The sequence below is a fragment of the Domibacillus indicus genome (assembly GCF_023715895.1).
Lineage (GTDB): Bacteria > Bacillota > Bacilli > Bacillales > Domibacillaceae > Domibacillus > Domibacillus indicus_A.
Genome location: NZ_JAMBOO010000005.1, coordinates 24,653 through 49,118, shown reverse-complemented (window position 1 = coordinate 49,118; position 24,466 = coordinate 24,653). Strand labels below are relative to the sequence as shown.

19 protein-coding genes are annotated in these 24,466 nt (G+C 40.9%); 14 read left to right on the top strand and 5 right to left on the bottom strand.

Annotated features, from left to right (window positions below; translation table 11 throughout):
- Window positions 1-5: 5 nt before the first annotated feature.
- A complete protein-coding gene (locus M3221_RS11060) occupies window positions 6-755 on the top strand; it encodes an SDR family oxidoreductase (protein ID WP_251271834.1) in 750 nt (249 codons plus the stop codon).
- A 144-nt stretch (window positions 756-899) separates the two neighbouring features.
- On the opposite strand, the gene M3221_RS11055 is transcribed toward M3221_RS11060, so the two are convergent.
- Entirely contained in the window at window positions 900-1,754 is an 855-nt protein-coding gene (locus tag M3221_RS11055) for a DMT family transporter (protein WP_251271833.1), read from the bottom strand.
- A 110-nt stretch (window positions 1,755-1,864) separates the two neighbouring features.
- The gene (locus M3221_RS11050) at window positions 1,865-2,647 is read right to left on the bottom strand and encodes a PhzF family phenazine biosynthesis protein (RefSeq protein ID WP_251271832.1); all 783 of its coding nucleotides are present in this window, start codon (window positions 2,645-2,647) and stop codon (window positions 1,865-1,867) included.
- A gap of 301 nt (window positions 2,648-2,948) precedes the next feature.
- Between M3221_RS11050 and nikA the strand changes: the two genes are divergently transcribed.
- From nikA to M3221_RS11010, 8 genes are all read left to right on the top strand, one after another.
- Window positions 2,949-4,547, top strand: a complete 1,599-nt coding sequence (gene nikA / locus M3221_RS11045) for a nickel ABC transporter substrate-binding protein (protein WP_251271831.1) — start codon at window positions 2,949-2,951, stop codon at window positions 4,545-4,547.
- A 5-nt stretch (window positions 4,548-4,552) separates the two neighbouring features.
- Entirely contained in the window at window positions 4,553-5,494 is a 942-nt protein-coding gene (locus M3221_RS11040) for an ABC transporter permease (protein ID WP_251271830.1), read from the top strand.
- Window positions 5,491-6,300, top strand: a complete 810-nt coding sequence (locus M3221_RS11035) for an ABC transporter permease (RefSeq protein ID WP_251271829.1) — start codon at window positions 5,491-5,493, stop codon at window positions 6,298-6,300. Before M3221_RS11040 ends, M3221_RS11035 begins: the two co-directional genes overlap by 4 nt.
- A gap of 15 nt (window positions 6,301-6,315) precedes the next feature.
- Window positions 6,316-7,179 (top strand): ABC transporter ATP-binding protein, encoded by an 864-nt coding sequence (locus M3221_RS11030; RefSeq protein ID WP_251271828.1) that lies wholly within the window; start codon window positions 6,316-6,318, stop codon window positions 7,177-7,179.
- Window positions 7,180-7,181: 2 nt separating this feature from the next.
- Window positions 7,182-8,000: an ABC transporter ATP-binding protein gene (locus M3221_RS11025; RefSeq protein ID WP_251271827.1), complete on the top strand. Its 819-nt coding sequence runs from the start codon at window positions 7,182-7,184 to the stop codon at window positions 7,998-8,000.
- Window positions 7,997-9,187, top strand: coding sequence for a staphylopine family metallophore export MFS transporter CntE (cntE, locus tag M3221_RS11020; RefSeq protein WP_251271826.1), 1,191 nt, complete (start codon window positions 7,997-7,999; stop codon window positions 9,185-9,187). The genes M3221_RS11025 and cntE overlap by 4 nt, the downstream gene beginning before the upstream one ends.
- Window positions 9,188-9,500: 313 nt before the next feature.
- Window positions 9,501-10,739, top strand: a complete 1,239-nt coding sequence (gene sstT / locus M3221_RS11015; protein ID WP_251271825.1) for a serine/threonine transporter SstT — start codon at window positions 9,501-9,503, stop codon at window positions 10,737-10,739.
- A 339-nt stretch (window positions 10,740-11,078) separates the two neighbouring features.
- Window positions 11,079-11,588, top strand: coding sequence for an SH3 domain-containing protein (locus tag M3221_RS11010; RefSeq protein ID WP_251271824.1), 510 nt, complete (start codon window positions 11,079-11,081; stop codon window positions 11,586-11,588).
- Between the two features lie 1,223 nt (window positions 11,589-12,811).
- Here the strand turns inward: M3221_RS11010 and M3221_RS11005 are convergent.
- The gene (locus M3221_RS11005; RefSeq protein WP_251271823.1) at window positions 12,812-13,057 is read right to left on the bottom strand and encodes a hypothetical protein; all 246 of its coding nucleotides are present in this window, start codon (window positions 13,055-13,057) and stop codon (window positions 12,812-12,814) included.
- A 393-nt stretch (window positions 13,058-13,450) separates the two neighbouring features.
- Between M3221_RS11005 and M3221_RS11000 the strand changes: the two genes are divergently transcribed.
- Complete coding sequence (locus tag M3221_RS11000; protein ID WP_311316138.1) at window positions 13,451-14,968, top strand: malate:quinone oxidoreductase; 1,518 nt, start codon at window positions 13,451-13,453, stop codon at window positions 14,966-14,968.
- A 674-nt stretch (window positions 14,969-15,642) separates the two neighbouring features.
- Here the strand turns inward: M3221_RS11000 and M3221_RS10995 are convergent.
- On the bottom strand, window positions 15,643-16,008 hold the full coding sequence (locus M3221_RS10995) for a hypothetical protein (protein ID WP_251271821.1): 366 nt from the start codon (window positions 16,006-16,008) through the stop codon (window positions 15,643-15,645).
- A gap of 428 nt (window positions 16,009-16,436) precedes the next feature.
- Between M3221_RS10995 and M3221_RS10990 the strand changes: the two genes are divergently transcribed.
- From M3221_RS10990 to M3221_RS10975, 4 genes are all read left to right on the top strand, one after another.
- Window positions 16,437-17,846, top strand: coding sequence for a glycoside hydrolase family 1 protein (locus tag M3221_RS10990; RefSeq protein WP_251271820.1), 1,410 nt, complete (start codon window positions 16,437-16,439; stop codon window positions 17,844-17,846).
- Between the two features lie 86 nt (window positions 17,847-17,932).
- A complete protein-coding gene (locus M3221_RS10985; protein ID WP_251271819.1) occupies window positions 17,933-18,640 on the top strand; it encodes a GntR family transcriptional regulator in 708 nt (235 codons plus the stop codon).
- A gap of 270 nt (window positions 18,641-18,910) precedes the next feature.
- A complete protein-coding gene (locus M3221_RS10980; protein ID WP_251271818.1) occupies window positions 18,911-19,159 on the top strand; it encodes a hypothetical protein in 249 nt (82 codons plus the stop codon).
- A gap of 853 nt (window positions 19,160-20,012) precedes the next feature.
- Complete coding sequence (locus tag M3221_RS10975; RefSeq protein WP_251271937.1) at window positions 20,013-22,532, top strand: lipocalin-like domain-containing protein; 2,520 nt, start codon at window positions 20,013-20,015, stop codon at window positions 22,530-22,532.
- Between the two features lie 514 nt (window positions 22,533-23,046).
- Here M3221_RS10975 and M3221_RS10970 read toward each other — a convergent pair.
- Complete coding sequence (locus tag M3221_RS10970) at window positions 23,047-24,405, bottom strand: RNA-guided endonuclease TnpB family protein (RefSeq protein ID WP_251271817.1); 1,359 nt, start codon at window positions 24,403-24,405, stop codon at window positions 23,047-23,049.
- Between the last annotated feature and the right edge of the window lie 61 nt (window positions 24,406-24,466).

The window sequence follows — 24,466 nt, the reverse complement described above, 5'->3', positions numbered from 1 at the left end:
AATACATGTTTCGATTAGATGGGAAAGTAGCAGCGATTACAGGAGCAACAAGAGGAATTGGAAGGCAGATGGCTATTGCATTAGCCGAAGCAGGAGCGAAAATAGCGCTGCTTCAGCGCAATACAGCGGATGATTCTGTCCAAAAGGAGATTGAAGCACTAGGACAGCAATGTATGATTGTTTCATGTAACTTAGAAGATCCTGCACAAGTAAAAGAAGCAATACCTACAGTTGTCCGTGAATTGGGGCAGATTGATATTCTCATTAATAACGCAGGCATTCAGCGCCGTTCACCATCCGTTTCCTTTGCGGAAAGTGATTGGGACGATGTCATCAACGTGAATTTAAAATCTGTATGGATTTTATGCCAGGAAGCGGGAAAATTCATGGTTCCGCAAAGAAAAGGGAAAATTATTAATATGGCGTCTTTATTATCATTTCAGGGAGGGCTTACTGTACCAGCTTATGCCGCGGCAAAAGGCGGGGTAGCTCAACTGACGAAAGCGCTGTCGAATGAATGGGCGAAAGACAATGTGAATGTAAATGCGATTGTGCCTGGATATATCGCAACAGATATGAATGAAGCGCTGCTGAAGGATGAAACGCGAAACCGGCAAATTCTCGAACGTATTCCAGCAGGCCGCTGGGGAACGCCAGAAGATTTTATGGGAACTGTTGTCTTTTTGGCCTCGGATGCATCCAATTACATTCATGGCCACCTGTTAGCTGTTGATGGCGGATGGTTGGGCAGATAGAAAAGTGAATAAGGCTGCATGAATGACCATCATACGCCTCTTTATCTGGTTATGATACAAGTAATCTTTTAATTTAATGAACAAGAGCATGTTTTGAAAAGACAAAACATGCTCTTTTATTGAATATAAAAGAAGAAACCGTGTTTATAAGCTGGCTAAAATGGCTCCCAGGATGGTAATGATTCCGCCGGCCAAGGTCAGCCCTGATATTTGCTCCTGCAACAGCAGAACTCCTAAGAGGACCGTCCAGACAGGAAGCAGGTTAATATAAGGGGCTGCGCGTCCGGCCCCCACGATTTTTACGCCTGCGTTCCAAGCAAAATACGCCACTACGGACGCAAAGGTACTCACATATACGATACAAAGCCACGCAGTTGGCGTCATATGAATCGCTCCTGCATCCACGGTTCCGATACAGCTGATAGCACTGAGCAGGGTACCGTAAAAAGCGGCTCCTGCTGTCATAGTCAGCGGATCGATCTGCTTTCCGTATTTTTTGCCGAGAACGGTATACATGCCCCAGGCCACACAGGATAAAAGGATGGCGGCTTCGCCCATAATAGATCCTTCAGAAGAAGCTCCCTGTTTGCCTTGGACAAGCAGAATCACTCCCAATATGGATATCACTGCACCCATCCAGGCCTTTGGCTTTATTTTCTCCTTAAGAAAGAAGGGGGTGAAAAATAAGATGGCAATGGGAATGCCTGCTGAAATCATGCCCGCCTGTGAGGCACTAATCGATTTTAATCCTATGTAATTTAAGGTAGAAAAAGCAAAGATGCCCAAGAAGCCTAGTATGAAAAATTCTTTCCATTTTGCGATGAGAGGAAGCTGTTTTTTGTTCAGTGCTAATAATCCCCAAAGAATCAAGGTTGAGATAGCCCAGCGAACGGTATTCAATAATGTTGCGGGTAAAGCAGGCCCTAAGTAACGGCCGCATATATAGTTGCCTGCCCATAGAAGGGTGGCGATGACTAAAAGTAAAATACCTTTTTTCATTCTATTAATCCTTTCTTGCTTTGTTCTGGGTGAGAAAAAATGGATGAAAAGGGGCGTGCAGGATCATAAATCATCCTCACTCATATTTTCTGTTATATGTACAGGCTTGTTTATAGATTGATTTGCAGATCAGCAATAGAATACAGAACCGCTCTGCCGGCAATTTTAACCCGGTCACCCTCCAGCTTGCAGTATAATGTGCCGCCCCGTTTGGAAAGCTGCCTTGCTGTCAGTTCATGTTTGCCCAAACGGTTTGCCCAGAAGGGAATAAAGTTGCAATGAGCAGAGCCGCATACAGGATCTTCATTGACATTTAACTTTGGAAAAAAGCTTCGAGATGCAAAATCATATTTTTCACTTTTTGCCGTAATGGAAACACCTACCCCGTCCGGCAGTTCTTTTAGTTTAGAAAAATTGGGTGCTGCGTTTTGAACAGCTTCCTCACTTTCCAGGACAAACATCAAATCGCGGCTTACATACGTTTCTACAGGCGTCACACCAAGCGCTTCTACCATTTGCTCTGTTAAAGGAAACTCTTCCGGCATTCTGCTTGGGAAGTCCAGCTCATATAGGTCTCCTTTTTTCTCTACTACCAGTTCGCCGCTCATCGTCTGGAAGGTAAGCTGCTCTGCATCACGTTCATAATAATTCGCAATCACGTACGCTGTGGCAAGTGTCGCATGCCCGCACAAGTCAATTTCTTCAGCCGGGGTAAACCATCTTAAGCGATAGCTGTCTCCTTCTTTAACAGCAAAAGCGGTTTCTGAAAGGTTGTTTTCAGCTGCAATGTTTTGCATGAGACCATCAGAAAGCCAGCTTTCCATAATACAAACCCCGGCAGGATTCCCTTCAAATAATTTCTCTGCAAACGCATCTACCACGTAGTATTTCATTGTTTTAGCCTCCTTGTCTCTATTTCGATCGATCACATGTTTAACTGTAGCACTGCAGGTGTAAGGCTTCAATGGAGTAATGGCAGGCAGGAGACTAAACGTATTCTTTGGAAATGAAAGCTATTAAGAAGTTTTTTTATATTACTTCCATTTAGCTCCACTAGTTCTAACGTGCTTTCAGTATCGTGAATTAGTTCGCACTTGCAGGAAAAAAGACCTTTACAAACGAATGAAAACAATTTATGATATGCGTTGTAATTGATAATGATAATCATTGCTAAAGGGGAAGAGGAGAAGGGTCATGAAAAATTGGTTCACTTTAATACTTGTTTTACTAGTTGGTGTGCTTGCTGCATGCAGCAACATGGAAAAAGAACAGGGGAGCAGTAACTCAGAAACAACCGAATCCGATGTATTGACGATGTCCTGGGCAAAAGATATTGGACCGGGGAATCCGCATGTATATGCAGAGAATGAGATGTTTGCACAGGCAATGCTGTATGATCCGCTTGTTACATATGGTAAAAACGGCAAAATAGAGCCGGCACTTGCCACGTCTTGGGAAACTTCAGAAGATGGCAAAACGTATACGTTTAAGTTGCGTGAAAATGTTCTTTACTCAGATGGCACAGCCCTAACGGCTGAAAACGTTAAACGAAATTTTGATGCTGTACTTGAAAACAGCGCTGCTCACAGCTGGCTCGAAGCGGTAGCGATCATCGACCACGTTGAAGCAATAGATGAATCAACTGTAAAAGTTCAGTTGAAAGAAGCCTATTATCCATTCCTGCAAGAGCTGACGTTAATTCGTCCGCTGCGTATGCTTGCAGACAGCGCTTTTCTAGAAGACGGAACAAAAAACGGAATCAAAGCGCCGGTTGGGACAGGCCCATGGGTTTTAACCGATTATAAAAAAGACAGTTACGCAGAATTCTCACGTAATGAAAACTACTGGGGAGAAAAGCCGAAACTTAAAAAAGTAATAGTCAAAGTGATTCCAGATTCACAGGCACGTACGATGGCGCTTCAAAACGGTGATATTGATTTGACCTTTGGCAGCGGCCAGCTGGCTCCGATTGAATATCAAACATTGGCACAGAGCGGGCAGTATGAAACAAAAATTTCAGATCCGCTTTCAACGCGTATTTTAGCGATTAATTCGACGTACGGTGCGACAAAAGATAAAAATGTAAGGCTGGCACTGCAGCACGCACTTGATCGGAAAACCATTATTGAACATGTATTAAACGATCTTGAAAAAGAAGCACAGTCTTTATTTGCGCCTGGTTATCCGTACAGCGATATTTCACTTGATCCTTATCAATACGATACAGATAAATCCATCGAACTGTTGGAAAAAGCCGGCTGGAAACTTGAGCCTGGCAATGAATTCCGCACGAAGAATGGCGAAACGTTAACATTGGTAATGCCTTATAACAGCAATGAGCAAGTGGATAAAGCCATTGCGGAGTATATACAAGGCGCATGGCGTGAATTAGGGATTGATGTACAATTAATCGGCGAGGAATGGCAGTTAATGATCGCCCGGGCAAAAAAAGGGGAATTCAATTTAATAGCCAACGATACATGGGGCGTTCCATATGATCCTCATATGTATATCCGTACAATGGCCGGAGAACAGCAAATCGGCTACTATGCACAAAAAGGAATCCCGACATCTGATCAGCTGACAGACAATATTTCAAAAGTTATCCGTTCAACAGATGAAGAAGAGCGCCGCAAATTATATGAAAACATTTTGCAGACTATTCATGATGAAGCAATTTTTATGCCGATCTCTTACCGGACCAATTATTTAGCAGCCAATAAACGTGTCCAAAACTCGTCATTCTCTATGCAGCAATACGAAGTGCCGCTGAACACGTATGAGGTGAAATAACACATATGAGCGTTTTTTTGTTAAAGCGGGCGGGCAGCATGCTTGCTGCCATTTGGGGTGTGACACTGGTTTCTTTTTTTCTTATTCGCCTTATACCAGTCGATCCGGTAGAAGCCTATTTTGCGATTAATAATCTGCCTATAACAGAGGAAGCAATTGAAGAAATACGAGAAGAGCAAGGGTTGAATAAACCTTTGCTTTTTCAGTATGGAACGTGGCTGATGAATGCAGTGCAATTGGATTTTGGACAGTCTTTTCTCACAAAGACACCCGTGGCGGAGGAATTGCTGAGCCGCTTTTCAGTCACACTGGGCCTTGCTGCAGCCGCTTTTTTTATCGTGATCACAATTAGCGGCATTATTGGTATTTGGTCGGTAGTAAAGCAGGGAGGTTTGGTTGACAGGTTCACACGTGCTCTTGTCTTCGCTACTGCGTCTATGCCAAGCTTTTGGCTGGGCTTTGTTCTTGTTTATGTAGTGTCTTTAAAATGGGGAATACTGCCGCTAATGGGCTGGGGAACAATCGAACAGTCTGTTTTGCCAGCATTCACATTGGCTCTTGGTTATATTCCTTATTATATTCGGCTGATCCGGACAAGCATGCTGGAAGAAATGGAAAAGCCGCATATCGCATTTGCAAGAGCGCGCGGAGTAAAAGAGTCTATTATTATTCGCAGACACGTGCTTAAAGGAATACTCCCGGCACTTTTTACTTCACTGGCGATGACTTGCGGAGGGCTTTTGGGCGGTGCCGCGATTATTGAAGCGGTTTTTGCGATTCCAGGTGTGGGCCGTTATCTTGTGGAGTCTATGGCAGCGAGAGATTATGCTGTGCTGCAGGGGTTTATTTTAATCATTGGCACACTGTACGTCATATTTAATTTTCTGGCGGATTTGCTTTGCGCAATCGTAGATCCCCGGGCGCGTTTAAAGAGAGGCGACATATGATGAAAAAATCTGTTCCATTAATCATCAGCAGCACGATCGTTTTACTGCTTGTTACTGCAGCTGTTTTTGCACCGTGGCTGGCACCAAATGATCCGTATGCAACTAATATGGCAATGAAATTGCAAGGCATATCGGCCGCTTATCCGCTTGGCACCGATCATTTAGGCCGTTGTGTATTATCACGCCTTATTATGGGAGCACGCGTTTCTCTGTTTACGGCACTGGGGGTGCTCGCTGTGACGCTTGTACTGAGCATGGTTGTTGGTGTTGCAGCAGGATATTTAGGCGGGATAGCGGATCTTGCTCTTATGCGTGCTTGCGACATTTTAATGGCCATTCCGCATTTTATTTTTGCTCTTGTTATTGTAGGAGCACTAGGCGGCGGCGTCTGGAATATGTTTATCGCCATCATTATTGTTTCCTGGGTAGGGTATGCGCGTATTATTCGAAACATGGTGCGGGGCTTGAAAGAAAGTACATACGTGCAATATGCAAAAATGACTGGCGTTCCCACTGTGAGAATCGTAAAGCGTCATATTCTGCCGTTTGTTTTTCCACAAATCCTTTTATTGCTGTTAATTGGGACAGGCAGTACAGTTTTACTGATTTCAGAATTGTCTTTTCTGGGGCTGGGGGTAACGGCGCCGATGCCAGAGTGGGGCATGATGATCAGCGAGAGCAAAATGTATTTAAGCAGCAATCCGATGCTTATGTTTGTGCCGGGGGTTATGATCTCGTTGACAGTCCTTATCTTTGATTGGTTTGGTGATACATTACGCGATGCAATAGATCCTAAAATGAAGTAGAAAGAAGGAAGAAGCATGCTGGAATTACGGGATTTATCCGTTTTCATCCAAACAAATAATAGTGAAAAAGAAGTTGTCTCACATGTAAATTTGACTGTTCCCCAGGGAAAAATTGTTGGGATCGTTGGAGAAAGTGGGAGCGGAAAATCCATGCTCTGCAATGCGATTATGCAGTTGTTTCGCCATAACCGGCGTTACACGGGTGATATTGTATATAAAGGTACCTCTTTATTAGCAAAAAGTGAGCGGGAAATGCGCCATTTGCGTGGAAAAGAGATATCACTTATTATGCAAAATCCAATGGCCATGTTTAATCCTATCGTAAAAATTGGGGATCATTTTGTTGAAACATTACAATCTCATGAACGCATATCCAAACATAACGCACGAAAGCGGGCAGCCGAACAGCTGGCCCGTTTTCAATTGCCGGAGAAGGAGCTGCTTGATCGTTATCCGCACGAACTGAGCGGCGGGATGCTGCAGCGGATCATGATTGCTCTTGCAGCTTGTATGCAGCCTAATTTATTAATTGCCGATGAGCCTACAACAGCACTTGATACGATGACACAGATGGTTATTTTAGATGAACTGCTTCATTTTCATCAAAAAACAAAAACAAGCATGCTTATTGTTTCGCACGATTTAGGCGTTATTGCGAAAATGGCAGATTTCATAGCGGTGATGCGCCGGGGTGTCATTGTAGAATACGGTCCGGCAGAGTGGATACTTGCACAGCCGGCTCACTCCTATACACAAGCATTACTGGCTGCAAGAGACGAACATGGAGACCTTGAAAAGTTAGCTGATTCTTGGGAAGGAACAACAACAGGGCCGTTGTATGAGTATAAACCTGGCTGCTGGGTTAGAGAAGAGGGATAAGAATGCTGGAAATAAAAAATGTTTCAAAAAGCTATCAAAAAAAGGGCTGGTTTGGGGTGAAAAAAGACATTCAAGCAGTTAAGAATGTAAATGTAAAGCTGAAAGAAGGCATTTGCCTTGCTCTTGTCGGGGAAAGCGGTTCAGGAAAAACGACACTTGGAAAACTGATTCTAGGCATAGAAGAACCAGATGCCGGCGAAATCCTGTTTAAAGCGCAAAATATACATAAAGCTGATGCAAGCGTAAAAAAGCAGCTGCGTAAAGAATTACAAATTGTATTTCAGGATTGTTATAGTGCAGTGAACCCGCGTATGAAAATAAAGGATATTATAGCTGAACCGATGCAAGTTCATTTATCGCTGTCAAAGGAAGCTTTGCAGCAGAAGGTTGAAGAATTATTGGTACAGGTCGGCCTGCAAAGAACAGACGCGGCAAAATATCCGCATGAGTTAAGCGGAGGGCAGCTGCAGCGTGTAACCATTGCCCGTGCCATTTCCACTGACCCGTCATTTATTGTATTGGATGAATCCATTAACAGCCTTGATCTATTAGTGCAAGTCAGCATATTAAAGCTATTAAAAACCCTTCAAAAAACACAGAACCTTACCTATCTTTTTATTACTCATGACTTACATGCTGTAAAATTGTTTGCTGATGAGGTTGCAGTCATGGAACAAGGCGAAATTATAGAATATGTAACGGACATAAAAGAATTATCTCATATGGTGCATCCAACAAGCCGGCGCTTGCTCGACGCTCGTTTATCCATTAAACGTGACGTCTCTATTCAAGATTCACGCCAAAAGGAGACTGTGTCGTGAAGTATCGGCCGTTATCAGTACAGATGGCAAAACTCTACGCACTCGCTGCGTTTTTCTTTACAGCAAATTCGGTATTAACGATTATTTTCCCTTTGCAAGCAGCAGAAAGAGGCTATGAGGAAGCGGAAATTGGGATCATAATGGGATTGTATATGCTTGTCTGTATGTTTTTACGTCCCTGGGCCGGGCAGATGATCGAAAAACATAGTTTATTCCAAATTATGCAGTGGCTGTTGCTCGTTCACGCGGCTGCACTTTTGTTGTATGTATGGATGGGGCCGGACAGTTTATATATTGTGCGTGTGCTGCAAGGAGGAACAACCGCGTTTTTCTCTATGTCCATGCAAATAGGCATTGCTGAATTATTAAAAGATCAGGACCGTGGGCAGGGAATGTCTCTTTATTCTTTATCCACCGTTCTGCCGGGACTTTACGGACCAGCGCTGGCATTACTCTTATGGACGAGCTTTGATCTTGTTTACTTATGGGTATTCATTCTTCTTTTAGCGATTTTTCCTTTGTTGTTTTTTATAGGATCTCCGTTGCCTAAAACGAAGAAAAGTGGCTCTTCTTTTACATTCCGTGAAATGGCTGCAGCAATCAAAGAAGCGCGCAGTCATCATGGTTTAATCCTGTCATCTGTTGTGATGCTTATCGGGGCCTGTGTTTTTGGAGCCATCACAACCTTTTTGCCGCTATACATGCTGACGACAGGAACAGGAAATCCAGCTCTTTATTTGTTCCTGCAAGCCATTGTGGTAGTGGCAAGCCGTTTCTTTTTCCGCAAGCATATTCCCTCAGATGGAAAATGGCATCCAAAGTTTATCGCTCTTATACTAATCAGCTCTATCATCGGTACAAGCCTGCTGGCGATCCTTCCGGTGGCAGGCATATTTGCATATAGTGCTGCTGTTTTTAACGGATTGGCAGCGGCAATGCTGTATCCAGCTTTAACGACTTATATTTCCTTTGCAGTGCCAAAGGAAACAAAGCATATTTTATTGGGCATCTTTTTAGCCTCTTATGATTTAGGTTTCTCCCTTGGTGGACTTGTGATGGGGTTCGTTGTACAGATCGCCTCTTATTCATTCATGTTTACTGCCTGCTCCGCGATTGCTTTATGTGCTCTTGTGATAATCTGGATTCCATCGGAAACTAAACTAAAATTTGCGATGAAAAACGAATAAGAGAGCTTTGCGGCTTTGAAAATGTGTCTGACAGAGATGGACATCCAGCCCTCCCACAAAAACATTATGTTATTTAGATAGTAAAGGGCGATAGAAAAATTATTCGTATAATAATTTTTCTATCGCTCTATTGGTTTGAATGTTCCGATAATTACAACATTTTTTAATAATGTAAATAGTATTGTAATATATCTCAAATTAATTATAATATTATTTATGATAAAGACAGTTGTCCTTATCAGGTGGAATATGAGAGAGCGGCTCGTTAGGAGTAATCTTATAAATTTATCTTAAGGTAGTAGGAGGAACATCTATGAGAAGTGTACTGCAGAAGTGGAATCAGGTGAGCCTTGTTAAACAAATCCTTCTCGGTTTGATTATCGGTATTATCCTGGCTGTTACCATTCCAGAAGTAGCAAAACCAGTGGCGATTTTAGGCACTTTATTCGTCGGTGCTTTAAAAGCTGTCGCACCAATACTGGTACTTGTGCTCGTTATGTCGGCTATCGCTCAGCATAAAAGCGGCCACAAAACCAATATGAAATCGATTATTATCCTATATCTTTTAGGAACATTTTTAGCAGGCTTAATCGCTGTTATTGCAAGTTTTATTTTTCCTGTCAGCTTATCGCTTGCAGACAGTGCTGAAGGGGTTACACCTCCCAGCGGTGTAACAGAAGTGTTGAAAACTCTACTGCTCAATGTTGTCGATAACCCGGCAAATGCTATTATGAATGCGAACTATATCGGCATTCTAGCTTGGGCGATTGTGCTTGGCTTGGCGCTAAGAAATGCCGCTGATACTACAAAAACGCTCATTTCGAATTTTTCAGATGCCGTATCAAAAATGGTTGCGTGGGTAATTAAGTTTGCTCCGCTGGGAATCATGGGTCTGGTTATTGAATCCATTACAACAAATGGTCTTGAGTCGCTGCTAAGCTATGGGAAACTGCTTGCTGTCTTGATTGGCTGTATGGTTTTCGTAGCGCTCGTTGTAAATCCAATCATTGTATATGCAGTGATCCGCCAAAACCCTTATCCACTTGTATTTAAATGCTTAAAGGAAAGCGGCATTACTGCATTCTTTACACGCAGCTCCGCTTCCAATATTCCAGTTAATATGAGACTATGTGAAGATTTAGGCCTGGATAAAGACAGTTATTCCGTATCCATTCCGTTAGGGGCAACGATCAATATGGCAGGCGCTGCGGTGACAATTTCTGTATTGACACTTGCGGCGGTTCATACGCTGGGAATCCAAGTGGACCTTCCTACAGCAATTCTCCTTAGCATCGTTTCAGCTATATGTGCTTGTGGCGCTTCGGGGGTTGCAGGCGGATCTTTACTGCTGATTCCGCTGGCGTGCAGCTTGTTTGGAATTCCGGCTGATATTGCGATGCAAGTCGTTGGGGTAGGCTTTATCATCGGGGTTCTGCAAGACTCATTTGAAACATCACTGAACTCGTCTACAGACGTACTTTTCACAGCAGCAGCTGAATACAAAGAATGGCGTAAAAAAGGCAAAAAAATAGTGATCCGTAAAGCAGGGTAAGGAAAATTCCGTAGTCTGCGATTGAACGACCTCTTCAACTGTTAGTTTGACAGTTGGAGAGGTCTTTTTTATTGGAAAAGAATGATGGTCGGCAAAACAGACAGTCAGAAACTTAGAAATAAACAATCACTTACGCGTTTTTAACAACATTTTATATCCGTATGATAGGCATGTAATGAACCCTATATTTTTAGAAAAATGAAAGAATATAAAATCAAAAAGCGGGTTGTATTTATGTGTGAATATTTATACTCACTTAATATCAAAAAATTCTAATTGTTGATACTATAGTTGTGGTATTATTATCCTTGTGGAAATAAAATACATAGGAGGCGAATCATGAAGAAGATTTTTGCATTTATTGCAGCTTTGGTTTTAATCGTTACCTTACTGCCAGTACAACAGACTGAAGCAGCAACTGTAAACAAGCATTATAAAGTAAAGGTAGACACAAAATTAAATGTACGTGAAAAGCCAAGTCCGAAAGCAAGAGTAGTAGGCTCATTGAAAAATGGAACGATAGTATTCGTTTATAACACGGAACCGGGCGGATGGTCGAAGATAAAATATAATGGAAAAGCCGGATATGTAGCCTCAAGCTACCTGGTTGAGCAAGGAACATATTCTCCGCCAAATAATGATATTTATTTTTATTATTATGGAGACTGGGGTTATTCGAACGCGAGCAACTTGAACGTACGGTCATCTCCAAGTAAGAAAGGAAAAGTGATCGGACAGCTGCAGAAATACGAAAATATTTATATTTACGGGACTTACTCGAACGGCTGGGCAAAAGTTGATTATTATGGTGAGGTTGCTTATGTTTCATCTGAGTATCTCATTTATTAACAAAATAAACTTTCGACTTTAGTGTCTTCCAGCACTTCACTCGTTTGCTATATGAGGCTAAAATTATCGTATCTATATGGATGCGACCTGCGGTAAAGTGGAATGAATTGATCTTTTATTGAAAAAGTGGAGTAAATGATTTGGTTCTTTTTACGCGGGTCAGTGAGTGAAAATAGTTCAAAAAACACGTCAAATTGACGTGTTTTTTATTTGTACATCTTAATGGTTATGAAAAATCAAAAAATGTTAATTTAAAATCTGAAAGTTGTTATAATGGAGCCCCTCAAAATGATCGATATTTTGTTCAACTAAATCAAAATTCACTATTTGTAAAATTCAAAAATAAAACAAGCTTATCACCGCGGTTAACCAGTATATTGGTATGATCGAGGCAAACGAGCTATCTGCGTGGCATTTCCCTTAATTACCTTGTCTTGTCATTATATGAGTGCCGTATGACTTGTAAAGCTGGCACTTTTGGACATTTAACTAAACGTAGCTCGACGACGCAGTAGATCGTTAAATTGGTGCAGATCGACCGACCACACCTGTGAAAATTGACAAAGAGGAGCATGAAATTCATACCTCCCTTAAGACTAATACTCACGGAGCTTCGCAGTGTCATCCGTTTTAAAGAGTTTATTTCGTCAACGATTGTGGTAGCCATACGCTCACTAGTCGCTTATTTGGCGTGTAGAAGGTGCATTTTACGCCGCTGACTAAGTACAAGGTATTCGAAGGAAGGCGTCAAATATGATGGATATAAGGTATTTCGGGCGGCTGTAATGGTGACTAAGGTAAAGAGAATTCCGGATTTAGGGGGCTATTTAACGGTACATTCGATAGGGTGTTAGATCGCTTTGTTTAAGAGAATAAACAGCGTGTGCATGAAGAAGTTTAAAGCGGTAATACGTGTCAACAAACGTTATAAAAAAAGGCTGCGGAAAATCCGCAGCAAAAGCAATCAGTATGTAGAAATCAGGAGGTGGTAGGTTACCACAGTTAACGCTTTACCCACTCCCTTAAAAAGATAAACCAGTAAAAAGAAAAAAATTTATATGTAGCGCCGAACCATAATCAAAATCAGGCTGATTTGAACGAACCGAGGTATTAAACGGTGCGCATTCCACTGGCTGGACACCCGCAAAACAGATGCCTGCGAAAAAATCAGAGGGATACCGGAACCTTTCTATTTCCACCATACTGAAGCTTTAAAAAGACACTTATTCAGCAGATTCGTTCACCTCATTATTTAACTTCTCATATATTGCTAACGAACAAGTATCAATGTCATGATGTTTTTCGATTTCCCCGCTGCTTATGTGTTTAATGATGAATGTTTTGAATTGATTACAATACGTCAAAGACAGGCCGCTAAAGTTATGCGTGATGTCACATTCTCGATATTGTAATAAGTTTTTCAGTAGTGCTTTTAGTTTATTAATCTCCAATGTTTTCTCTACACTCATTTTACGTTTCCTCTTATATATATAGGTGTATTTTTTATTATTATAGCACACGTACGTTCGTAATATTTGACTTTTTTATGTAATATTTTTCATAAAAAGCATAAATTTATTCCATAGACTTTATATAGTGTAGGGAAGGACCTGATCCTTTGGGTAAAGTGGAAACCATTTCATAACCTCTTGTTTATGTTTTTGAGGGGAAAATATTCGCCTATAACCGAAAAAACTAGCTTAAAACCTGTTAAATAACTTATAATTATCAGAAAACAGTAGATATTTCCCTCTATAAATAATTATAATAGATAATGATATAGTTAGAATTAAAACAGAAAAGGTGTGTTTCTAAGTGGCGCCTTGCTTTTTGTAACATCTAAGGTTTTACAAATACAGGGGATAAGGAAGGTAAACATGAGCAACAGAGAAGCTAAAACAGACGTTATCTTAATTGGTGCTGGAATCATGAGTGCAACTTTGGGAACAATTCTGAAAGAATTAGTACCGGACTGGAGCATCAAAGTATTTGAGAAGCTTTCAAAAGCAGGAGAGGAAAGCTCTAACGAATGGAACAATGCAGGAACGGGGCATGCGGCACTGTGTGAGCTAAACTACACGGTCGAAAAACCGGACGGCTCTGTAGACATCAGCAAAGCCATCAACATTAATGAACAATTTCAAGTGTCCATGCAGTTTTGGTCTTACCTTGTAAAGAGCGGGCTGCTACATAATCCAGAGGACTTTATTATGCCATTGCCTCATATGAGCTTAGTGCAGGGTGAAGAAAATGTAACGTTTCTAAAAAAGCGTTTTAAAGCGCTGTCAAATAATCCACTGTTCCAGGGGATGGAGTTTTCCGAGGATCCTAAAAAACTGATGGAATGGATTCCGCTTATTATGCAGAACCGCGCAGCGGATGAACCGATAGCGGCAACTAAAATTGACTCTGGAACAGATGTCAACTTTGGCGCTTTAACACGCATGCTGTTTGATCACTTGAAAAGCAAAAACGTCGATTTACACTACAATCATAGTGTGAATGATATTAAACGTACGAGCGACGGCTCGTGGGAATTGAAAGTGCGGAATATCGACAGCGGTACGGTTGAATCTCATACGGCGAAATTCGTCTTTATCGGAGGCGGGGGAGGAAGCATACATTTACTGCAGAAATCCGGTATTCCGGAAGGGAAACATATTGGCGGATTCCCGGTAAGCGGAATCTTTATGGTATGCAAAAATCCGGATGTTGTCGCACAGCATCATGCAAAAGTTTACGGTAAAGCGAAGGTAGGGGCTCCTCCAATGTCTGTGCCGCATCTTGACACACGATTTATCGACAATCAAAAATCACTGCTGTTCGGGCCGTTTGCCGGCTTTTCACCGAAGTTTTTAAAAACCGGTTCAATGCTTGATTTAGTCACTTCCGTAAAACCAGATAATCTCTTAACGATGTTATCGGCAGGCGTAAAAGAGATGGCATTAACGAAATATTTGATCCAGCAGGTCATGCTGTCAAAAGAAAAACGCATGGAAGAGCTGCGTGAGTTTATCCCGAATGCCAAAAGCGAGGATTGGGATTTAGTCGTAGCGGGACAGCGGGTGCAGGTGATCAAAGATACAGAGGCCGGTGGAAAAGGAACACTGCAATTTGGTACTGAAGTCGTAAGTGCCGCTGATGGCTCGATCGCTGCATTGCTTGGCGCTTCTCCGGGTGCTTCTACCGCCGTTCATGTCATGCTTGAAGTGCTGACAAAATGCTTCCCAGAACAGATGAAAGAGTGGGAGCCGAAAATTAAAGAAATGATTCCTTCTTATGGCTTGTCACTAATGGAGAATCCAGAGCTGCTGCACGATATTCATACTTCAACAGCGCAGGTACTTGGTTTAAGCGAAAAAGAAGCGGTCCATAGCTAATTCTTCGGGTATAGAAACAAAGGCATTAAAGGGATAATACAAGCTAGATTTTTCATTAAGGGTGTTCTTTGACTACCCTCGTTGCTTGTGCCAATTAGAGACCGGCTAGTCCGTCCAAGCAGCAGGTGCTTGCTTAACAAAGTTGTTCACGCGTACACAAAGCTATAATGGGTGAGGAGATACTTCGCTCCACAGCACAACCGTAAAGTCAGATAAAGCCATAATTGAAAATAGAACATCAAACCTTTAATCTGCTGTGGATTAAAGGTTCTTTTTTATGATTTACAGTTTGAAAAGCAACTGTAGGAGTCGTTATTCGTGTTAATGGCACAAAAAAGCCACGGAGCTCGGCGGCAAAAGAAATGATTATGCCCTAGTGAGAAGTCAGGAGGTGATAGTTACGACATATTGATGTTCTTCAGAATAAGTACCAAGAAAAAATGATTATGATGCAAACGAGATATATGAAGGTAAAGGCCTTACTAAGGAATGTGGGAAGCGCAAAGTTTCCGCAAAGCATCAAAGCTAAAATTTGTTCGTGAAATAAACGTTTTTAAAAATGCAGGGAGTCCCAGGAATTTTTGACTTCAGTGACCAACGGGGAGCTGTCCGTTAAAACTTCGTCCTCAAAAATGCCATCTTATGTGAATGGCTGTTTAAGAAAATGGCCAGCGTTAGTCCTTGTATATAAATTTGCGCTCTGTATAGTTTCCATCTTTTATAAAATCTATTTTATTGTAGCTGTTTGAGAAATATGGAAATTCCTTATTGCCGCATTTTTTTTGGTCTTTAATAATGCTGCCGTGGATTACCAGATAATCATGGCTATTAAAGGTTCTTTTTATCGAGAAGGGTACTTCGAAACCTTCTTGTTGATCTTCTAGTACTTTTATGGCCTGTTCTTCATTATCTAAAGCGTTTTCAAGAAGATCTGCTAGTTCTATTTCAACATCGTCAATAAAAGCATAAGGATCTCCTATATTCATGCCTTCGTGTGAAGCAATAGATTTAAATTTTTTTACATAATTCTTATCCATCATATTGGCAGGCTCCTCTCAGTGTTCTAATGGTTAGTCTTCAAATCCAGTAAGAACGAAACATAAAGCCTATTTATCACCTTTTATAAACAAAACATTTTAAAAAAAGTCCACTTATATAGTGGTCTTTTTATATTTATACCACCGGCTTAAAAAAACGTAACATCCTTTCATTTTGTTCATGCCGATTTTTTAGGAATGGCTGGCTGGTGAATATGTTGATTGAGCAGCATTCACACCATTAGGAAGGTGCATGAATGTAATTCCATCATTAAGGTCAACAATATAATTTGGGCTTAAGTTGTAACGACGTCTGAAATTTTGGGTAGTCAAATATTGAGAAAAAGGATATAATCAAATTAAATTTGTACCTATAAATATAATACATGATAATGAATTAAATAAATTGGTATAAAAATGGAGGGTTTAAAATGAAGTTTCCACACGATTTTTTATTTGGAGCAGCTTCTGCTTCTTATCAAGTAGAAGGAGCATGGAATGAAGACGGGAAAGGGGTCACCAACTGGGATGTCTTTTCAAAGATCCCAGGAAAAACATTTGAAGGCACAAACGGGGATGTAGCGATCGATCATTATCATCGCTATAAAGAAGATATTAAATTAATGGCCGAGATGGGACTTGAATCGTATCGGTTTTCTGTTTCGTGGGCACGTATTTTGCCAACAGGAGACGGAGAAGTAAATGAAAAAGGCTTGGAGTTTTACAACAATATTATCAATGAATGCTTAAAATATGGAATTGTCCCGTTTGTAACGCTCTACCATTGGGACTTGCCTCTGACGCTTGAAGAAGATGGAGGATGGACAAATAAACGGACAGCAGAAGCTTTCGTCAAATACGCAGACATTTGTTTCCGGGCATTCGGTGATCGTGTTAAACATTGGATTACGTTCAATGAAACGGTAATGTTTTGTGGATTAGGTTATTTAAAAGGCGCACATCCGCCTGGTATCCAGAACGATGAGAAGAAGTACTTTCAGGCAACGCACTATGTGTTCTATGCCCATGCAAAAGCGGTAGAAGTGTATAAGCAGCTGAATCAATACGGTGAAATCGGAATCACACATGTATTCCTGCCAGCTTACAGCGTAGATGATCAGAAGGAAAATATCATCGCTGCCCGTCATGCGAATGAATATGAAACATTTTGGTATTATGATCCGATCTTAAAAGGCGAATATCCATCTTATGTGACAGAGCAATTAAAAGAAAAAGGCTGGACGCCAAACTGGACAGAAGATGAGCTGGATACATTAAGAAGAAATGCGGGGAAAAATGATTTTATCGGTCTTAATTATTACCAGCCGATTCGTGTAGAAAAAAATCACGAAGCGGTTTCATCGGTGGAGCATTCAAGAGAAACCTCCACGTTAGCTCCTGGCAACCCATCTTTTGATGGCTTTTACCGGACGGTGAAAATGGAAGACAAAACGTATACAAAATGGGGCTGGGAAATCTCGCCTCAAGGATTTTTAGACGGGCTTCATATGCTAAAAGACCGTTATGGTGATATTAAAATGTACGTAACGGAAAACGGCCTTGGAGACGAAGATCCGATTATTGAGGGCGAAATCGTAGATGTTCCGCGTATTAAATATATTGAGGAGCATTTAAAAGTGATTAAGCGTGCCATCGGAGAAGGCATTCATTTAAAAGGGTATTACGCATGGTCTGTCATTGACCTGCTGAGCTGGCTGAACGGGTTTAAAAAGCAATACGGGTTTATTTACGTTGATCATAATGATGGTCTAAACCGCAAGAAGAAACTGTCGTTTCATTGGTACAAGCAAATCATTGAAACGAGAGGAGAAGAGCTATAAGAAAAAACAAAACCTCTTGATTTCAATCAAGAGGTTTTGTGTATAATAAAGTCAAATATGTATTGAACGAATGATAGGGAGATTATATGGCTGTAAAATATAAAGAAATAGCAGATCGTTTAGAGTCAGACATTCGGGAAGGAAAGTTTGGTCAAACGAAAAAACTGCCGACAGAAGATGAATTGATAAAACAGTTTGAAGTGAGCCGAAATACAATTCGAAAAGCCATTCTTCAGCTGGTGAATCGCGGCTATATCTATCAGGTGCAGGGCAGTGGGATGTTTTTAAGAGAAGAATCCGGAACAGATTATATTAATCTGGGGAGCCTTAGAGGGTTAACAAAAGATTTGGCTGCAAAAACCATTGAAACAAAAATTTTAGCTTTACAGGTAATAGAAGCGGATGAAGCAAAAGCACAGCAGCTTCGTTGCGAAGCAGGCACAAAACTTTACTATATTAAACGGCTGCGCGTGGTCGATGATGAACCCTTCTCCATTGAAATCAGTTACTTTAAAAAAGATATTGTGCCGTACTTAAATGAAGAGATCGCAACAAGGTCTATTTATAGTTACTTGATAGACGACTTAAAATTAAACATCGGCTTTGCGGACAAAGTCATCAACTGTGAAAAAATTGATGAAGCAAGTGCAGAATTACTTCAGGTGAATCCACAAGACCCGGCACTGATTGTTGAAAATACAGTATGCTTAACGAACGGCACCATTTTTGAATGGTCCCAATCTATTTTTCATTATCAAAAAGCAAAAATTTTAAATCGAATTAACTTTAAATGAAATAAGATTAAACCGGTTAAGACTTATGTTCTTAACCGGTTTTTTATCATTTCTGGAGAGAGCACCCCCACTTCAACCGCTAAATAAGTGGGCGGAGGTTCAATTGGACCTTTAAAATTAATTTCGATTTGTACCTAATTTAAAATATTTTTGTTTATATAGTCTGCGAATGGGTAAAGAATAGGTTAAAGAGAAGTTTAGTAGCTTAGTAGCGTGACGTGTGTTGTGACAGAGGCAGCTGGTACCTATTTTGCACAACAGGAGGATGCTATGGAGAATGCGAAGAAAAAGTTTATCACCCCGACAGAAGCCATTAAAGCGGTAAATGAGGGAGCCATTGTTCGATATGAGAAAAAAGATGGCTATTCGGAAATTAAAAAAAAGAAAAAGAAATATGCATTTACCGATAATGCCAATGACAAACCGCCGCTCACTTATTATGGAGACATGCGAAACCTTAAAAAAACAGTGAATGGACCGGATTGCAGGGAGGCTCTTTACCTGATAGAAGTCAAATAACCAGAATATGTTTTGCTTTTCGACGATAGACTTGAGTGAAAGAATACAATAACAAATCCTTGTTAATAGCATTTTTTAAATAAGACAGCCGTTTATTTGGCTGTCTCTTTTGTGTTTCATTATAGACAATTAAGGTTGGATTCAATAAGAAAAATGAAGGATGCCAGATCCTTTGACAGAGCAGCGGTCATTGGCTCAAAGTCATTGTTTGTCATAACCCCCCTTTATAAAAGAGGAGTTCTGCAGTTAAAACAGTTTAGAAGAGCGAATTAGATATATATTTATTTTGGGAATGACTATTAATCTGTATCTAAAGTATGGAAACTCTTACATAAGAAGTACGTTTAATGGCAACTATAATAAGATAAGTTGTTAAAAATGGTATGTTTATTTTTCTTTTAAGGGTAAACTTGTGCGATCAAGTTATAGGGTTAATTACGAGAATTTTCCGAGTTTTCGGTATTGTTTAATGGTGGGCAACCTGATAAAATCTCAATGTAAGCGGTTTATTATTGTGAGTATAACTTTTAGAGATTGGAGGGATCTATAAAGATAACCTTAAGTAAGTGATTAAATTGGTACGTACATTTATGTATTCACTTAATTTTGTATAAGCACATCTGAAGATATCCTTTTCTGCTCTGGTTTTGATACACAGGAATATTCTTTTCGTTCGGAAAATTGTGTACGATTCACTACCAAAACCTGATAGGTCAAAGCTTATTCGCATCGTCAATATGTTTAGCAGAACGGGAGTTGAAGAAGTGGATCCATTTTCGTGTGCGTTAACGAAGGAGGAGAAAGATTGAAGACGAAAGGATATGTTAAAAGGGTCCTATCTGCTTTTCTTGTAATGCCATTGTTAATACCAGGCAGCGCTCTTGGCAGTGCACAGACAAGTAATGCTGAACCGATTGAGTTCAGAAATGCTTCTGTCCATGATCCATCTATCATTAAGGACCCTAAAACGGGAACTTATTATGTATTTGGTTCACACATTGACGGGGCTAAATCAACGGATTTAGTAAATTGGGACAAATTTACGAATGGATATACGACGCCAAATAATAAAGTATATGGCGATTTGTCAGCAAATCTTGCTGAGTCGTTTGAATGGGCTGGAGAAAATGATGCAGACAGCAAAGGCGGCTATGCAGTTTGGGCTCCAGATATTTTTTGGAATAAACACTATGTAAATGAAGATGGTACAAAGGGTGCTTATATGATCTACTACAGTGTGTCTTCCACTTATATCCGCTCTGCAATCGGTATAGCGGTGTCGAAGAGTATTGAAGGCCCGTTTAAATATGTAGATACGATTATGTACTCAGGATTTACCGATAAGGAAGCGTATGACCGAAATAGTGAGGTAAATAAGCACTGGGAGAATACAAATATCGAAGATCTTGTTGAAGAGGGCAGTATCGATGGAGTAAATCCAGATTGGTTTACTGAAAGTGGGGAGTACAATAATAAAATTTACACCAATGCCATTGATGCCAATATCCTCCAGGCCCAAAACAACAAGTTATATATGACTTACGGCTCCTGGTCTGGCGGGACCTTTATTTTAGAATTAGATAAGAAAACAGGGCTGCCAAAGTATCCAGGAAAAGATGGGAAAACAAAAGATGGAAGATTGGTTGACAGATATTTCGGTACAAAAATTGCTTCTGGTTATGGAAGATCTGCAGAGGGAACATATGCGGTTTATGACAAAAAAACAGACTATTACTATCTCTATATCACGTATGGTGGTTTAGCATCTGATGGCGGCTATCAAATGAGGCAGTTTAGATCAAAGAATCCTGACGGCCCATATGTCGATGCAAAAGGAAATCCTGCTGTTTTTTCAGAATCATTTGATATTGGAGTCGGAAACTTCCCGGGTAATGACGACCATAAAGATATCGGTAACAAAATGATGGGCAACTTCTTGTTTAAAAGAGATCTTGGTGAGCCGGGAACAGGAAACGGTATCGGATATCTTTCTCCGGGTCATAACTCTTATTTAATTGACCAAGAGCTGGGCAAGGAATTTATCGTAACTCATGCTCGTTTCCCGGAGCAAGGGGAGATGCACGAGGTACGCGTACACCAAACGTTTAAAAATAAAGATGACTGGCCGGTGCCGACACCATATCGTTATGCTGGTGAAACGATTAAAAAAGTTTCAGAAGCAGATGTAATAGGTGACTATAAGTACATTAACCACGGAAAAGAAATTACAGGCGAACTGACAGAGTCAACGTGGATAACATTCAACGAGGATCATACTATTTCAGGCGCTGTAACAGGTACATGGGAACTTTATGGGAACTACCGGGCAAAAGTAACGATTGATAACGAAGGTACGTATGATGGTGTATTTATTCGCCAATATGACCCTGTTTCTCAAAGCTGGGTGATGACATTTAGCGCTATGTCAGATGAAGGAATTGTCGTTTGGGGAAGTCATGGAGAAGCTTCTTCTGATCAAGAGTTAGTAAAGGCCATTAAACAAGAGTTAAGTACTAGTTTACCATCAACGGTGATTAGCAGCTTTACACTTCCAAAAGTGGCAGCCAGAGGAGCTCAGATTACATGGGAATCTTCCAATCCAGAGATCATTTCTACTGAAGGAGTGGTCACACGGCCAGGTTACGGTTCTGAAGACGCAGTGGTAGACTTAACCGCCACAATTAAAGTGGGGAACACAATAGAAACAATAACGGTAAGTGTTACAGTGATTGCAAAAGCAGAAGGCGGTTTATCGGCTTTCTACGACTTTAATGATGGGCTTAAAGATCGTTCCGGAAATAAAGGAGAAGCAGCCGTGACGGGAGATCGTCTTAATAATACAGGCGGACAAATTACATTTGCTGACGGTAAGGTGGGACAAGCTGCTAAGTTTAACGGAAGCTCTGGACTGCGTTTAGCTGACGGCTTAATTACAGGCAACACTTACACTGTATCATTATGGGTAAAACCAGATCAAATCACTGAATTTACAACCGCGTTCTTTGGCGCAGAAACCTCTAATAATTGGATCAGTATTGTACCAAAAACCTCTTGGGGGAATACAATGGTTTGGTCACACAATGGCGACACTTGGTATGATGCCGTGACAGACAAAACCATCCCGGCAGGTGAGTGGACACATCTTGCTTTCACGGTCAATGAAGGAAACGCTGCCTTTTATATCAATGGTGAAGCAAAATATACAGGAGGAAGCTTTCCACATGTATTTACCTCCCTTGATGCCGTGTTTGGCTTAGGCGTAAACTACTGGGATACTCCTTTCAAAGGGTTAATGGACGAGGTGCGTGTTTATGATGGAGTAGCTCTTCCGGCAAAAGAAGTACAGTCTCTTTACAAAAATCCGAATGAATAATTGACAGCTAATGATGGATTAAAAAATTTTACAAGTGAGACCGAAAATGTAGATACAGGAACTATTGCAAGTAATTTACTTTCATTTTTTAAACAGCCAGCTGCCGGTGCGTGATCGGTGGCTGGCTGTTTAATTTCTCTTTTTACATTCTAATAACTTCATTTATGCAGAACATAGGCCAGTGGAGGAGTGGGTGGATTTCTGCAACTTATCGAAATTGTTTAAGGAAGTTATAAAGTACCTAAGCAGGGAAATCAATTTCGGAACAAAGTTAGATCGTTTTACATTTTGGAGTGACCTTGATAAATGCAATAAAAGCCTTTATAAAGAGGAAGTTAGCGGCGCTGAAGAAGCATATGGAGACGAAAAACATGTCTTCGAACTGAAAAACATTTTAAATATAAATTCAGTAAAAAACTTAGCTTTTATAATCATATAAATGTGAACCTCTCCACCTAAATCAAAGATTTTGATGGAGCATCCCTTATCTTGAATACAGTACAGCATCAGCGGATTAAGCTTCCTTCGGAAGCCCGAGTGCATGATGGAGACTAATGAACGAAGACAAGGTCTGAGATGTCCTTATTGCCAGTTCAGGAACTTTTGCCTGAAGTGACAACCATTTCGTTTCCGAAGTGGATTTTTGAATAGCCCGAATAAAATAACGGGCTCCGATATTATAAGAAGCAGATAAATCCGCATGATAGACTTTGCCTGTTGAAAACACGGCAAGGTCTTTTTTCGGGTTCCGTTCCACCTTTCCAGAGCCATCGAAAGCCAGGGCGCTGGTATTTTGTGGATTGATTCGGGAAATGCGCATACCGAGGCAGTGCGCCATATCTTCCACTTTGTTCTGGATGCCTATTTTTCGCCAGCCGTGAAGCTTGAAACGAAGTTTCCTGGCTCCATAAAATCCTTTCGGGGTTTTCATTCTGCCCAGGTATTCGAATACGATGACGTCACAGCCATGTTTCGCCGCGAATTTTACAATTTCATGGCTTGTGTGGCGGACAATATGCTGCTGGTACCCATTGATCTGCCGCCAAAAATTCGGCGCCTGAATACGGCCGCTTGCCCGCTGGGCTTTCCGAAGCTTGTTCGTTAACGTCTGCAGACGGTCTTTTTCTTTAGGCTGGTCAATAAATATCCGGCCTAAGACAGTGCCTGTTGCATCGATAACCGAACAAACCGCAGAATTCATCAGTCCGAGATCTACCGCACACACTTTTTGTTCTTGAATAGGCGTTTTCGTTAATGTAACTTTATTTTCATAGCTGATGGAAAGGAAGAATTTCTTTCCCCGCTTAATCAGCTTAGGATTGTTCTCTTTCCATTCCCAGACACCTCGTTTATAAAGGTCCTGCCCTTTAAATTCGATATCCATCCATACCCAGTCATTCTGGTGGAATACCTTGATTTGTGCAGACGTATCGGATGTTCTGCTGAACATATTCCCTCGATAAAAAACAGGGAATTCTTTATGTTTCGCCTGTAGACGAGGTGGCTGTTTCTTAAATCTTTTTCCTTCGGAAAGAGCATACTTTTGCTCTTTTTCCCAGTTTTGATAGTTAGAGCGGAAGCTCTTTACTTTGCCAAAAGCAGAAGCAATGGCACTTCTGCGGAAGTAAGACGGAAACTTGTAAAAACGCTCGTTAAATTCTTTGTATTTCGGAAGAGGGTTTGATTTAGTTGTGTGAATCAGTTTTTCTACTGCAGGCACAATCGATTTTGTTGTCAGGTCTTCGGTATTACCAAACTCTTTGTCAATCACCTGGATGATGAAGGACAGGGCATCATTGTAAATATCCAGCGTATTATTGAAGATTTCGGTCTGATTTGTAATTTTGTGCAGCAGCGACTTCGCAACTTTCATAGCCAAACCCTCCTTTTCATTTTTTAGTCCTTATGATACATTGATCGTATCAAAATGGAAA

What these genes read in the sequence shown, in the direction of transcription:
- M3221_RS11060 (WP_251271834.1), top strand. Translation starts at nt 6, where the DNA reads ATGTTTCGATTAGATGGGAAAGTAGCAGCGATTACAGGAGCAACAAGA.
- M3221_RS11055 (WP_251271833.1), bottom strand. Translation starts at nt 1,754, where the DNA reads ATGAAAAAAGGTATTTTACTTTTAGTCATCGCCACCCTTCTATGGGCA.
- M3221_RS11050 (WP_251271832.1), bottom strand. Translation starts at nt 2,647, where the DNA reads ATGAAATACTACGTGGTAGATGCGTTTGCAGAGAAATTATTTGAAGGG.
- nikA (WP_251271831.1), top strand. Translation starts at nt 2,949, where the DNA reads ATGAAAAATTGGTTCACTTTAATACTTGTTTTACTAGTTGGTGTGCTT.
- M3221_RS11040 (WP_251271830.1), top strand. Translation starts at nt 4,553, where the DNA reads ATGAGCGTTTTTTTGTTAAAGCGGGCGGGCAGCATGCTTGCTGCCATT.
- M3221_RS11035 (WP_251271829.1), top strand. Translation starts at nt 5,491, where the DNA reads ATGATGAAAAAATCTGTTCCATTAATCATCAGCAGCACGATCGTTTTA.
- M3221_RS11030 (WP_251271828.1), top strand. Translation starts at nt 6,316, where the DNA reads ATGCTGGAATTACGGGATTTATCCGTTTTCATCCAAACAAATAATAGT.
- M3221_RS11025 (WP_251271827.1), top strand. Translation starts at nt 7,182, where the DNA reads ATGCTGGAAATAAAAAATGTTTCAAAAAGCTATCAAAAAAAGGGCTGG.
- sstT (WP_251271825.1), top strand. Translation starts at nt 9,501, where the DNA reads ATGAGAAGTGTACTGCAGAAGTGGAATCAGGTGAGCCTTGTTAAACAA.
- M3221_RS11010 (WP_251271824.1), top strand. Translation starts at nt 11,079, where the DNA reads ATGAAGAAGATTTTTGCATTTATTGCAGCTTTGGTTTTAATCGTTACC.
- M3221_RS11005 (WP_251271823.1), bottom strand. Translation starts at nt 13,057, where the DNA reads ATGAGTGTAGAGAAAACATTGGAGATTAATAAACTAAAAGCACTACTG.
- M3221_RS10995 (WP_251271821.1), bottom strand. Translation starts at nt 16,008, where the DNA reads ATGATGGATAAGAATTATGTAAAAAAATTTAAATCTATTGCTTCACAC.
- M3221_RS10990 (WP_251271820.1), top strand. Translation starts at nt 16,437, where the DNA reads ATGAAGTTTCCACACGATTTTTTATTTGGAGCAGCTTCTGCTTCTTAT.
- M3221_RS10985 (WP_251271819.1), top strand. Translation starts at nt 17,933, where the DNA reads ATGGCTGTAAAATATAAAGAAATAGCAGATCGTTTAGAGTCAGACATT.
- M3221_RS10980 (WP_251271818.1), top strand. Translation starts at nt 18,911, where the DNA reads ATGGAGAATGCGAAGAAAAAGTTTATCACCCCGACAGAAGCCATTAAA.
- M3221_RS10975 (WP_251271937.1), top strand. Translation starts at nt 20,013, where the DNA reads ATGCCATTGTTAATACCAGGCAGCGCTCTTGGCAGTGCACAGACAAGT.
- M3221_RS10970 (WP_251271817.1), bottom strand. Translation starts at nt 24,405, where the DNA reads ATGAAAGTTGCGAAGTCGCTGCTGCACAAAATTACAAATCAGACCGAA.